Origin of the sequence: Francisella sp. SYW-9 (genome assembly GCF_008711465.1) — a bacterium.
Lineage (GTDB): Bacteria > Pseudomonadota > Gammaproteobacteria > Francisellales > Francisellaceae > Francisella.
Genome location: NZ_VXKQ01000008.1, coordinates 53765 through 66846, shown reverse-complemented (window position 1 = coordinate 66846; position 13082 = coordinate 53765). Strand labels below are relative to the sequence as shown.

Below are 13082 nucleotides of genomic sequence, written 5' to 3'. Positions count from 1 at the left end.
CCATTTTTTAAATTAATTTTTAACTATTATTGCCTATAAGATAGGTCAATATCAATGCTATTTATAAGTACTGTTACTTATAATGTATACAGTCTTATTTTCACAACGTGAATTTATACCATATGTTTAGTTTGATGACAATGCTTTTAATACAAACAATAAGAGATTTATATTTTCTTTTTATCTAAAGAATATTTGATTGATTTTGCCTTATACAAAGTAATTAAATAGTATAAAATATCCCTTATAAAATAACTTATAGACCATTCTTATTTTCATGAATGTTAATGATTTTCTTTCTCTAAACTATAGTGTCCTTAGTCAGACAGAACTAAAAGTAAATATTGATAAACTTGCAGATTTTCTTAATCACCAAAGCTATCTGTATCATACCTTAGATAAGCCAATAATTTCTGATTCTGACTATGACAGGCTTTTTAAATTACTTCAGGATTTAGTTGATAAAAATCCTCAGGTTAAACCTGTAAACTCAGTCATTGATCGAGTTGGGGGAGAGGTGTTGGCAGGTTTTGAAACTATCAAACATAAAAAGAAAATGACTTCTTTAGCTAATGTTTTTAGTCTTGAAGAACTTAAAGATTTTTATGAAAAAATTGAGTATGATGTTGCGCTTGAGTGTGAGCCTAAAATGGATGGCCTAGCTATTAGCATTTTCTATAAAAATGGTGAGTTTGACTATGCTGTGACACGTGGTGATGGTATTCAAGGTGAAAAGGTCTCTGAAAATGTTAAGACTATTAGAAATATCCCACTTAAATTAAATACAGCGAATCCACCTGAAGAATTAGAGGTTCGGGGGGAGATTATTTTAGATAAGCAAAGTTTCTTAGCTCTTAATGAGTATATGCAGGCTAATGAAAATAAAACTTTTGCAAATCCACGTAATGCAGCAGCTGGTAGTATTCGTATGTTAGACTCTAGAGTTGTAGCAAAGCGACCGTTAAAACTATACAGTTATGGTATAGGTTATTTTTCAAAAGACTTTATCCATCCAGAAACACAGTTTGATTTGATGAATCAGTTAAAGGATTTTGGCTTTACTATTAGTGATAATATGTTTTTAGCAAAAGATTTTGCAGAGCTTAAAGAGTACCATAGTAAAATGAGTCATCAACGTGCGGATTTAGCTTATGATATTGATGGCTTAGTTTTTAAAGTAAATAACATTAAGCTACAAGATGCTATTGGTTATACGGCAAGAGGTCCTAAGTGGGCTATTGCTTATAAATTCCCAGCAGAAGAGGTTGAGTCAGAGATTTTAAATGTGGAGTTTCAAGTTGGTAGGACAGGAGCTATTACTCCTGTAGCTAGACTTAAACCTGTTGCTGTCGGCGGTGTGATAGTCTCAAATGCTACATTGCACAATATCAATGAGATTAGGCGTAAAGATATTCGTGTAGGTGATAGGGTGATAGTGCGTAGAGCTGGAGATGTTATTCCTGAGATTGTTAAATCATTAGTGCAATATCGTAAGCCAGATGCTCAAATAGTAGAGATGCCCTTATGTTGTCCAGTATGTGACTCATCGATAGAGAATATTAATGATCAAGCTATATATCGTTGTACAGGTGGGTGGCATTGCCAAGCGCAAACTACAGAACGATTAAAACACTTTGTATCACGTAAAGCTATGGATATTGACAAGCTAGGTGCAAAATTGATAGAACAGCTAGTTGCTGCGGATTTGATTAAATACCCTGCTGATATATATAAGCTTAGTTTTGAGCAATTAATTAACTTAGAAAGAATGGGAACTAAATCATCACAGAACGTTTTAGATTCTATTGCTAAAAGTAAGACTCCAAGCTTAGCGAGATTTATTTTCTCTATTGGTATCAAAGATATTGGTGAAGTTTCATCAGAAGCACTAGCAAATCATTTTGGTAATTTGGAGAGCTTTAAAAAATCAACTATTGAAGAGCTAGTAGAAATTAGTGATATCGGTGAGATTATGGCTAATAATATAGTCTCTTTTTGGCAAGATTCATTAAATATAAATATTGTTAATGATCTTCTAAGCGTCGGAATTGATATACAAAACCCTGAGAAAGTCGAGTCAGAGACTAATGATAACTTTGTTGGTAAGACAGTAGTTATTACAGGTACTTTTGAAAATTATAGTCGTACTGAACTTACTCAGCTTTTAAAATTAATCGGTGCTAAGGTTACTTCAAGTGTTTCTAAGAAGACTGATATGGTTATCTATGGAGATAATGCTGGTAGCAAACTTACAAAAGCTCAAGATTTAGGTGTAGATGTTATAAATGAAGAGCAACTAAAAGATCTATTATGAATATTCAAAACTTAAAGAAGGGTGATGTACTATTTATTTCTGATAGTTCTGAGAAAAACATATCTGAATTATCAAGAGGGTATGCTCAAGATAGCTACTATCATTGTGCTTTGTATATCGGATCTGGAGAGATTATTGAAGCTGTAAAGGTTGGTGGAGTAATTAAATCCAATATCTCTAAATATTTAAATAAAAAGATTCTTGCAGCACGAGTAAATGAAAGTAATAACTTTTTAGATAAAGTTATTTTACAAGCAAAAGAATTTATTGGTTTTAGCTATAATGACTTATTTTTACCTGATATAAAAAGAAAGCTTTACTGCTCAGAGTTAATCCATGAGGCTTTTAACTTAGCAAGTAAACAAAAATACTTTACACAACATGAGCTTAACTATATTTCTGAAAATGATTCTACAATTTCACAATATTGGATAGAGTTTTATAATCAGTATGGACTTAAGGTTCCACAAGGATTATCAGGTTCGCATCCAAATAATTTATCTTTAGATGAGAAGTTTTATAAGCGGTTTTTCCTAGATATTTAAACATTATTAAGATTGTAAAATCTCTTTCTCAAATTTATCAATGATATATTTGCCAATAGGTAAGCTAGATGTTGCTGCAGGAGAAGGGGCATTACAGACATGTAAAGCTCGAGATGTTATTTTAAAAAGAAAATCATCAACAAGCTTGCCATCTTTTCCTAATGCTTGAGCCCTAACACCGGCTGGGTAAGGCTTTAAATCTCCAGTTTGAATATTTGGAAAGTATTGTTGTACTTTTTTTAAATATGATTTTTTAAACATAGAGTCTTTAAGCTCATCATAGGTTGCTTTTAAATTAGCTGATACTAGTTTCCAGAAAGCTTGGTAAAATATAGTTTCTACGCAGTCTTTTAGATTTATATTTCTCCACTTATATCCTTCTCTGGCTAGTGCTAGAACAGCACTAGGTCCGATAGTTACGTCTTGATTAACTTGAGGAGTAAAGTGCACACCTAGAAATGGTAGATTTGGGTTCGGAACAGGGTATATACAATATTTAATAGTTTTTGTAAGCTCTGAATCTAAACTATAATATTCTCCTCGGAAAGGAACAATTTTATAATCAGGGATAATTCCAGACATCTTTAGAATTCTATCAGAATATAGTCCTGCACATGAGATTAGATATTTTGTAGAAATTGTAGTTTTATCTTTAGTCAAGATATCTATACATTGTGAAGATTCATTAATATTTTCAACAATTTTATTATAAAATATTTCTCCACCAAAATTTTGAAATAACTCAGCGTATTTTAAGCAAACATCTTTCCAGTTAACTATTCCGGTTTCTTTAACAAGAAAGCCACCTTCAGATTTTAATCCTGGTTGTATTTTACTAACCTCATCTTTATCTAATCGTTGTATAGATAATCCATTCTTTTGGCAACGGAGGATCAAGTTTTCCATCCATTCTAACTCTTGAGCATTTAGTGCAACTATTAATTTTCCTGTTTCTTTATAATCTACATTATATTCTTGGCAAAATTTTTTAGCTTCTCTACAACCTTCTAGACAAAGCTTGGCTTTTAGGCTACCTGGTGTATAGTACACTCCTGCATGAATTACTCCACTATTATGACCACTTTGATGTTTTGCAAGATTATCTTCTTTTTCTAAGATACAAACTTTTAATGAAGGATGATTTTTTAATAGTTGCCAGGCTGTAGATAATCCAATAATACCCGCTCCAATAATTACTACATCGTAGTTATTTTCCATATTAAATTACCAAAATTTTTAAGATTAGTTATATTGTCACTAAATATATCATTTATTTGAAAATCGATGAATAACTAAATAGTAGATAGATTCTTAGGATTAGTAATATTAGGCATCAATTTTGCTACTAGCATTAATATTACTAGTATGACACTTACTACTCCAGCAACCCAAGCTAATCCTACACCATAGTTGCCGCCATGGTGTGCTGCTATAATTGCTTGAAGAGGAGCATTAATAGAGGCAACCACATTTCCTAATTGATATGCAAATCCCGGTAAAGTCGTTTGGGCTTGTTTTGGAGTTAGTTCATTTAAATAAGTAGGTACAATTCCCCAAGCACCTTGAACAAAGAATTGCATTAAGACAGCTCCCAAGCCAAACCAAATAGGGGCTCCAGCAAATGCCCAAAGAGGTATTACTGGCAAGGCTAATAAAGCAGCTATTAAAATTGCATTTCTTCTACCTATTTTTTGAGAAAATATACCAAAGAATATACCACCAATGATTGATGAAATATTATAACAGACAGCAATTATACTAACAGTTGTACTATCTAGATGATGTTGGATAGTTAGGAATGTGGGATATAGATCTTGTGTTCCATGAGAGAAGAAATTAAAGGCAGCCATCATTACTACTATAAAGATACAAACCTTCCAATTATTTTTGATTGAATGAACAATATCGATAGCAACACTTTTGTTCTGTCTTTGTTGTTTTTGCTCAAGCCATACATCAGATACAGGTACTTTGAAATATAGGTATGGTAATAAAAATACAAGAGGAATAAGTCCTGCTAAAATAAACATACCTTGCCAATCAAAGAAATTAATAAAGATGCCATATACTATGGAGGCTAATAAATACCCAAAAGGGTATCCAGCTTGGAATAATCCAGATATAGCGCCTCTAGCATTTGCAGGAGATTGTTCAAATGCTAGTGTTGATGCGACTCCCCATACCCCACCCATAGCAATACCATAGATAAGTCTAGTAACCATAAAGAATGAAACAGTAGAGGAAAAGGCTGAGATAATTTGTATTATCGAGTAGCTAGCAACATTAATTAATAAAGTTCTTTTTCGTCCATACTTTTCTGCAAGTATACCAAATATAAAGGCTCCTATTGGTCTACAGATCAAAGTTAGCATTACGGTAAAAGATATTACAGTAATACTCGTATTAAAATAAGCTGAGATACGATGAAATAGAAAAACTAGAATAAAAAAGTCAAAGGCATCGAGAGTCCAACTGATAAAACAGCCCGTTACAGTGTGTTTTTGATGAGGCTTCCAATTAATCATAATTTTTCCCAAAAAATTAACTTAATTTAGGATTAACACAAAGATTGCTATATTACAATATTTTACTATGACAATAATACAAGGTATTTAATACTAGTAAAGCCTTTAATATTAAGGTTTTGCGATAAAAATTAAGTAGATATTTGATGAAATTTAAATGAAATATTTATTGGAATTGGTTTACGTATATATGCAATAATTGTTTACAACCTTAATTCTTTATCGTAGAATTACGTGAAGTTACATATTATAAACTCATTTAATTTAAAGGATTAAAATGCAAATAAGAAAGGCAACTCCAAAAGATTTTAAAGATATGTTGATCATATGGGAAGAGTGCATATCTAAAACTTGTCAATTTCTTACAACAAGTGAGATCAATAAAGAGATGGAAGCTTTAGAAGCAAAATACTTTAAAGATCCAAATGTTAAATCCTTTGTTCAAGTTATAGATGATGAGATTGTTGGATTTACATGTATCCGTGATAGAGAGCTTCTTTTTACTCCTATAGATCCTAGATACTTTGGTAAAGGAATTGGTGAAAATGTAGTTAAATACTTATTTGAGAAGCATGAAATAGATACTGCTTATGTGTATTCAAATGATATACATTCTTTAGCATTTTATACAGCATTAGGTTTTGTTATTGATGATAAGATAGAAGATATATTCTTCGATAATGATTATCAACTAAATAGGTTGAAGCTAACTGTATCTCCTAAGGAAGCAGCAGCTAAAATAACAGCTAAAAAGAAGAAGTCTTTATAATCAGACAATAATAAAATCCATCACCTTTTTTAGTGTCAGGTAGTATTTGATAACCGTACTTAGTTTTATACTCTTCTAAAATATCAACGTTAACAATGTTTGCATTATTATTTTTTGCTAAGAATTTTTCTATTTGATCTTGATTTTCCTGTTTTAATATTGAACAAGTCACGTATAGAAGCAGGCCATTATCTTCTAAATTATTATCCCAAATATTTTGTAAAATTTGTGCTTGTAACTTTGTAATATTATTTATGTCACTATTATTACGTAATAATTTGATATCAGGATTTCTTCGAATAGTTCCTAAAGCTGTACAAGGAGCATCGAGGATTATTTTGTTAAATCTGTCGTCAAGTGTTTTTGTAAGATCTTGTTTAATAACTTTTACGTTATTATTATGAGAGACTCTATTTAGGTTTTCTTTTAGAAGTTCTAGGCGCCTATCTAAGATATCTATAGCTGTAATGTCTGCTTTAGGAGCCAGTTCTAAAATATGTGAAGTCTTGCCTCCAGGAGCAGCACATGCATCGAGGATTTTATCATCATTTTGTGGATTAATTATCCAACCTGCGTATTGAGCAGATAAGTCTTGTACTGTAAAATAGCCTTTTTGAAAAAGGGTATCTTTTTCTACAGCTATTGGTTTTTTAAGCTTTATTGAGTTTTTAAGCTTATTTTGTGACTCATAAGGGATATCGTTTTCATTAAAGTGTTCTATAACTTTAGCAGGATCTTTTGAGCTATTTAAACGCACAAACATATCTGCTTTTGAATTACTAGCTTGTATAATATTTAGATAGCTATTAGGGTACTGTTGTTTTAATATATTAATAAGCCATTCAGGCATATCATATTTCTTATGGTTATTATATTCTTCAGTTAGACTATCTATATTTCTAAGAATTTTTCTAAGAACACCATTAACTAATTTTTTTGCCCAAACTATCTTTAGCTTTTGACATGCAGAGACTGTTTCATTAATACTTGCATAGTGAGGCTGATTGATCTCAAAAATCTGTAGAATTCCAAGCATTATTAAAATCTTTGCTTTTTGTTTGGTTTTGTCTGAGATATGTGGCTTTAGAATCTTCTCTAAAGAAAAGTAGTTTCTAAAAAATTCATAGCATAGAAGTTTAACAAAGGACTTATCTTGATCAGATATATCTAGGTTTGAAAGCTTGTGTTCAATAGTTAAAAGAGAATATTGCTGATCTAGAATATCTAAGATAACTTTAGCTGCTATAGCTCGAGTATTCATTATTGTTTAATATGTTTTGCTAAAAGTTTGATAAGTTTAGGTTGAACTTTTTTATTACCAGCAACTATTAATCCTGAGTTTAGGTTATTTGTACCATGGATATCTGTAACAATAGCACCAGCTTCTTTCATGATGATATAACCAGCAGCTAGATCCCAGATTTTCACATTACCACAAGCCCATAAACCATCAATATAACCAGCAGCCACATACGCCATATCCATAGCTATACTACCGGAGTATCTATATCCTGAAATTACTTGTTGTAGTTTTATGATTTCCGCAACATAGCTATCATTAAATATTCTGCGTGAGTATTTAAGAGATGCTGAAATAAGAGTATCAGTTAAATCTTGTTTTTGTGCTACACGGATTTTTTTACCATTTAAAAGGGCACCTTCACCTTTATAAGCATAGAACATTAGATCTAAGAAAGGGTTATAGATAACACCAAGAACAATATCATCATCCTTTTTTACACCTATAGAAATACAGCAGTGCGGTAATCCGTGCACAAAGTTGCTAGTGCCATCAATTGGATCTATAATCCAAGTAAAACGACTATCTTTGTTACCAAACTCGCCATTTTCTTCAGTTATAAAGTAATCATTAAAACCAGACTTTTTAATATTATCGATGATAAAATTTTCAACTGCAACGTCAACGTTAGATACAACAGAGTTGTCAGGTTTTTTTGAAATTTTTATAGTACTTGGATCATTTTGTGCTTGAAGGATGATTTTTCCAGCTTTTCTAGCGATAGTTGTTACAACATTAAGAATGGGTTTCATAGTAGAGATTTTGTAATAATAATTATTTTTTTATATGATACATTATTTAATAACAAAATAGGATAGCTTTAGGTAAATAAGATACTATATTATGCTAGTTACGCCATATGTGATAGCTATGCCACCAAAGAATAACCATGCAAATAGTATTAGAGCTAATACTAAAGGTTTGATTCCTGCTTGGATAAATTTAGATACATGTGTTTCTAATCCTAAAGCTGTCATTGCCATAGCTAATAAAAATTGGTCAGCTAGTCTAATACTACTTACAGTTGCTACAGGTAATAGATCTAAAGAGTTAAATCCAGCAACAATGATAAAACCTATAGCAAACCATGGGATTATTTTTTTGATAGAACCTTTTTCTGGTCGAGTACCAATTTTACCAGTAGCTTTAGCAGCAGATTTTGCTAACCATATGCCAATAACAATTAGCATCGGAGCTAGCATCATTACACGTATCATTTTAACAGTTACTGCTACTTCTTCAGCATGAGCGCTAACACCACTTCCAGCTGCTACAACCTGAGCAACCTCATGAATAGAGCCACCAGCGAATATACCATATTGAGTATCACTCATATGGCCTAAAAGGCCTGCTTTCATTAAGATAGGGTATAGAAACATTGCAGTTGTACCAAATAGAACAACGGTACCTACAGCCATAGCTGCTTTATATGGTTCTGATTTTAGTGTGCCTTCAGTTGCTAATACAGCAGCAGCGCCACATACAGCACTACCAGCTGCAACTAAGATAGAACTATCTCTATCTAGTCCAAAGACTCTAGTACCTAGAAAAATACCTATTAGTAATGTAGAAACTAGCATAATTATAGAAACAGATAGTCCTGCTAAACCGACTGATGCTATAAGTTGAAAAGTTAAGTTAAAACCATAAAAGATAATTGCAAATCTAAGTATCTTTTTAGCACTAAAAACTATGCCTTCTTTCCATTGATGTATTATTTTAGCTGCTGGAGTATGTGTTAAAGCCATACCTAGAACAATACCTATAATTAAAGGACTAATCCCGAGATTCTCTATCATTGGAATTTTAGCAATAAAGTATGCTATACCAGCAAGTATAGCTACTAAAAATACACCAAGGATCATACTTTGTGTAAAGTAGTTTTTCATAATAGTTACTCTATAGTTGTTGATAATCTTGGATAAACTATACAGTGTTTTTATATAAGTTGATAACTAAAACAATTGATATGTCTTATTAGGAAAATTAATAATGGATATTTTTTAAATAGCTTTTTTTTGTTCTTTAGAAAAAATAACAGCCAATATAACAAGTATAAAAGATAGTACATAAAAAGCTATCACAGCGTGCATTACACTTGTTAGACCAAAATATTTATTGATAAATGCTCCTGTAGTTGTTGAAAGGGCAGTACCAGTCGTACCAAAGAGTAGGATAGTTGTTATTAGTGTAGGAGGAGCATTCTCAATTTGAAAAGTTCCATAAGCTAATAATCCAGCATAAATATAACAGTTAAATAACCCAAAAACTATCGCAGACTTTAATACGATATCCATATTTGGTATGTAAAGGATACAAGACAAAGCAACTAATCCAACAAGCATAAATGTTGGTAAGATATATTTTAAAGGAACAACTCTTGTTATTAGAGGGCTTATGAATAAGCCAATACATTGTGCCATCCAGAAATATGATAATGGTTTGTTTGCATCAATAGTTCCCCAGCCTAAGATTTCTTGGAAATAAGTTTGCGCATAACTAGTCATAGTTAATTGCGCTAGTAAAAATAAAAATGCTGCAAAAGCTATACAATATAAACTAAAGTTCCATGTTGAAAAGCTTAGTTTTGATTTAGTGGTTTGAGCTATTTTATGTCTATTTAATATTGTGAAGTCAGCAAAAGCTGAAAGTATTAATATAATAATCGCAGTGATCTGTAAAATCAGATATATCGTATACCACTGGAAGTTTTGTGTTATTAAATATGCTGCAAAGATTGGTGTTAAAGCGCCACCAAAACTAAAAAAGAAGTCTGTAAAAATTACATTCATAGCTCTTATTTTATGGTCATTATAGATTCGTACGATCATATAACTACCGATAGCCATGAATAGACCTCCAGTTATACCTACACTAGTTAAAAGTATTTTTAATGTAAACATTGAAGGCAGTAGGCTTGTAATCAATGATGATATAACACCAATTGCAACAGCTGCTATAAGTAATAGTTTTATTGAAAACTTAGTCATTAGAAAACCGATCACTAGTATAGCAAACCACATTGCTACATTAATAAAAGTAAATGCAAAACCAATATTACTATCATGAAAATATTTAGATAGAGGCCTCATTACAGATCCTGTTACAAGAACAACATTAGCTGTATAAAAGTAACAAAGATAGCAAATTAATGTTATTAATAGTTTATTTTTTAGAGACGTTGTATTTTCTACTGTATTTTCCATTGTGGCTTTAGACAAGTGATATCAAAACATTATTTTTGCACATGCGCTTGTTTTTAGCAAGAGGCTTGCTTAGTATTCTGCTAAGGAAATTCTTTTATATTTTAGATAGGACTATATTTTATGGATTTTGCAAAAGTAATCTGGGAGAAAAACACTCCAAAGTCAGATATTTTTGATGATTTTTATTTTTCTAGTGATTCTGGGGTAGAGGAGAGTACTTATAACTTCTTAGAACATAATTTTTTAGAGCATAAGTTTAAATCCCTAAGTACTAAGCAAAAATTTTGTATTTGTGAGACTGGTTTTGGTGCTGGGCTTAATTTTACTTTAACACTTAATCTTTGGCAAAAAGTCGCCCCTAAAGATGCTCAGTTAGAGTTTGTCTCATTTGAAAAATATCCTATGGATTTAGAAAATACATCAAAAGTATTAAATAGCTTTGAACAATTAAATAACTATGAAAAATTTCTAGAGCAATATAAGCCTCAAAAAGGTTTAAATATAATTAGTTTTGAGAATGTAACATTAAAGCTAATTATAGATGATGTTAATAATATTGGGCAATATAGATTTTCTAAAGTAGATTCATGGTTTCTAGATGGATTTACACCTGCTAGGAATATTGCGATGTGGAATGATATTTTGTTCAAAAATATGGCTTTACGTTCTAAATCAAATTCTTCATTTGCAACTTTTACAGCAAGCTCTTTAGTACGAAAAAAATTGCAGAAGTATGGTTTTGAAGTAAAAAAAGATACAGGGTTTGGCAAGAAAAGAGAAATGATGTATGGTTTTTTTAAACCTTAATTGCATGTTTAACAGCATCAAAACTGCTAAAACTATATTTAGCAATATTATTTATATAAAACGGATCATTTTTAATAAATTCTTTAATCTCATCTATATTCCCTAAAGCCAATATAATTCCTCCAGTTTTAGGTATTTTTGGCCCTGATGCTAGAAATATACCTTTACTGTAGCCAATATCTAAGAAGTCTCTATGAGATGGTCTAATTTTTGCTACTTCACTTTCTTCCACTAAATATTGTAGATCAATAATATGAATATGCATTTTTTTCTCCTAGGTATAAAAAAAGCCACTAATGTGGCTTTAAAAGTTATTATAATAATTAAGATAGATATTAGATTTTTTTGAAAATTACAGAACCATTTGTACCACCAAATCCAAAAGAGTTATTAAGTACATAATCTATTTTCATTTTCTTAGCTGCATTGGCAGCATAATCTAAATTACAGCCATCATCTAAGTTTTGTAGATTGATTGTAGGTGGAGCTACTTGGTCTCTTATCGCAAGAACACTAAAGATAGACTCTATTGCACCTGCTGCACCAAGTAAATGTCCAGTCATAGATTTAGTAGAGCTCATTACAAGATCTTTTCTATATTGACCAATCATTTTCTCAACAACTTGGCTTTCTTGAACATCGCCTAAAGGAGTTGAAGTACCATGAGCATTAACATAGTCAATAGCATCTGGGTTTTTATCAAGATCAGCATCTGCTAGAGCATTTTGCACACATCTTTCTTGACCAGCTGCATATGGCATAGTCATATGGTAACCATCAGCAGACATACCAAAACCTACAACTTCAGCGTAGATTTTAGCACCACGTGCCTTAGCTTTTTCATATTCTTCTAGAACAACCACACCAGAACCATCACCTAAGACAAATCCATCTCTATCTTTGTCCCATGGACGAGATGCACCTTGTGGATCATCATTTCTAGTAGATAATGCTCTAGCAGCAGCAAAACCACCCATACCGATAGCATTACTAGCTTTCTCAGAACCACCTGCCAGCATAGCGTCAGCATCGCCACTAGCAATTAATCTAGCTGCCATCCCAATGTTATGAGTACCAGTAGTACATGCTGTAACGATTGGTACGTTAGGACCTCTTAAACCATGATTTATAGATATAATCCCTGAAAGCATGTTTATAATAGATGAAGGTATACAAAAAGGAGAAATCTTTGATGGTCCTTTTTTATCTATAGTTGCCTTAGTAGCCTCTAAAGTTTCTATACCGCCGATTCCAGAACTAACACAAACTCCAAATTTATAAGAGTCTTCTTCAGATACTTTATCTATACCAGCATCTTTCAAAGCTTCATTAGCTGCTGCGATACCATAGTAGCAGAAAGGATCTACTCTTTTAGCATCTTTTTTCCCTACAAGCGCATTTACATCAAAACCTTTGATTCTTGCTGCAAATCTAACTTTAAACTCGCTAATATCTGGAGCTGGAGTATCAAAACTAGTAATAGTTTCTACACCACTTTTCCCAGCTAGAATATTAGCCCAAGTCGTAGGGACATCATTTCCTAAAGGCGTTACCATACCAAGACCAGTAACAACTACTCTACGATTAGATTTCATAATTTAAATTAACCTGTTTAT

The 13082-nt window shown here is 31.8% G+C and carries 12 protein-coding genes; 4 read left to right on the top strand and 8 right to left on the bottom strand.

What is annotated here, in order from left to right; translation table 11 throughout:
- The first annotated feature begins 277 nt into the window (after positions 1-277).
- Together ligA and F3D62_RS03950 are read left to right on the top strand one after the other, a co-directional pair.
- A complete protein-coding gene (gene ligA, locus F3D62_RS03955; RefSeq protein ID WP_150466952.1) occupies positions 278-2314 on the top strand; it encodes an NAD-dependent DNA ligase LigA in 2037 nt (678 codons plus the stop codon).
- Positions 2311-2859, top strand: coding sequence for a YiiX/YebB-like N1pC/P60 family cysteine hydrolase (locus F3D62_RS03950; protein WP_150466951.1), 549 nt, complete (start codon positions 2311-2313; stop codon positions 2857-2859). Before ligA ends, F3D62_RS03950 begins: the two co-directional genes overlap by 4 nt.
- Positions 2860-2865: 6 nt before the next feature.
- Here the strand turns inward: F3D62_RS03950 and lhgO are convergent, their stop codons facing one another.
- Positions 2866-4077 carry an L-2-hydroxyglutarate oxidase gene (gene lhgO / locus F3D62_RS03945; RefSeq protein WP_150466950.1) on the bottom strand — a complete coding sequence of 404 codons (1212 nt, stop codon included), beginning with the start codon at positions 4075-4077 and terminating at the stop codon, positions 2866-2868.
- Positions 4078-4151: 74 nt separating this feature from the next.
- The gene (locus tag F3D62_RS03940; protein ID WP_150466949.1) at positions 4152-5384 is read right to left on the bottom strand and encodes an MFS transporter; all 1233 of its coding nucleotides are present in this window, start codon (positions 5382-5384) and stop codon (positions 4152-4154) included.
- A gap of 277 nt (positions 5385-5661) precedes the next feature.
- Between F3D62_RS03940 and F3D62_RS03935 the strand changes: the two genes are divergently transcribed.
- Complete coding sequence (locus F3D62_RS03935; protein WP_150466948.1) at positions 5662-6153, top strand: GNAT family N-acetyltransferase; 492 nt, start codon at positions 5662-5664, stop codon at positions 6151-6153.
- Here the strand turns inward: F3D62_RS03935 and rsmB are convergent.
- The 4 genes from rsmB to tsgA all read right to left on the bottom strand — a co-directional run bounded on the left by rsmB (position 6131) and on the right by tsgA (position 10659).
- A complete protein-coding gene (gene rsmB / locus F3D62_RS03930; RefSeq protein ID WP_150466947.1) occupies positions 6131-7414 on the bottom strand; it encodes a 16S rRNA (cytosine(967)-C(5))-methyltransferase RsmB in 1284 nt (427 codons plus the stop codon). The genes F3D62_RS03935 and rsmB overlap by 23 nt on opposite strands.
- On the bottom strand, positions 7414-8205 hold the full coding sequence (locus tag F3D62_RS03925) for an inositol monophosphatase family protein (protein ID WP_150466946.1): 792 nt from the start codon (positions 8203-8205) through the stop codon (positions 7414-7416). The genes rsmB and F3D62_RS03925 overlap by 1 nt, the downstream gene beginning before the upstream one ends.
- 84 nt (positions 8206-8289) lie before the next feature.
- Positions 8290-9342, bottom strand: coding sequence for a YeiH family protein (locus tag F3D62_RS03920; protein WP_150466945.1), 1053 nt, complete (start codon positions 9340-9342; stop codon positions 8290-8292).
- Positions 9343-9456: 114 nt separating this feature from the next.
- Entirely contained in the window at positions 9457-10659 is a 1203-nt protein-coding gene (gene tsgA / locus F3D62_RS03915; RefSeq protein ID WP_150466944.1) for an MFS transporter TsgA, read from the bottom strand.
- Positions 10660-10779: 120 nt separating this feature from the next.
- Here tsgA and mnmD point away from each other — a divergent pair, with 120 nt between their 5' ends.
- Complete coding sequence (gene mnmD / locus F3D62_RS03910) at positions 10780-11466, top strand: tRNA (5-methylaminomethyl-2-thiouridine)(34)-methyltransferase MnmD (protein ID WP_150466943.1); 687 nt, start codon at positions 10780-10782, stop codon at positions 11464-11466.
- On the opposite strand, the gene F3D62_RS03905 is transcribed toward mnmD, so the two are convergent.
- Both F3D62_RS03905 and fabF read right to left on the bottom strand, forming a co-directional pair.
- Positions 11456-11731 carry a YciI family protein gene (locus F3D62_RS03905; RefSeq protein WP_150466942.1) on the bottom strand — a complete coding sequence of 92 codons (276 nt, stop codon included), beginning with the start codon at positions 11729-11731 and terminating at the stop codon, positions 11456-11458. The two genes, mnmD and F3D62_RS03905, sit on opposite strands and share 11 nt — an antisense overlap.
- Before the next feature lie 70 nt (positions 11732-11801).
- Positions 11802-13061, bottom strand: coding sequence for a beta-ketoacyl-ACP synthase II (fabF, locus tag F3D62_RS03900; protein ID WP_150466941.1), 1260 nt, complete (start codon positions 13059-13061; stop codon positions 11802-11804).
- Positions 13062-13082 lie beyond the last annotated feature (21 nt).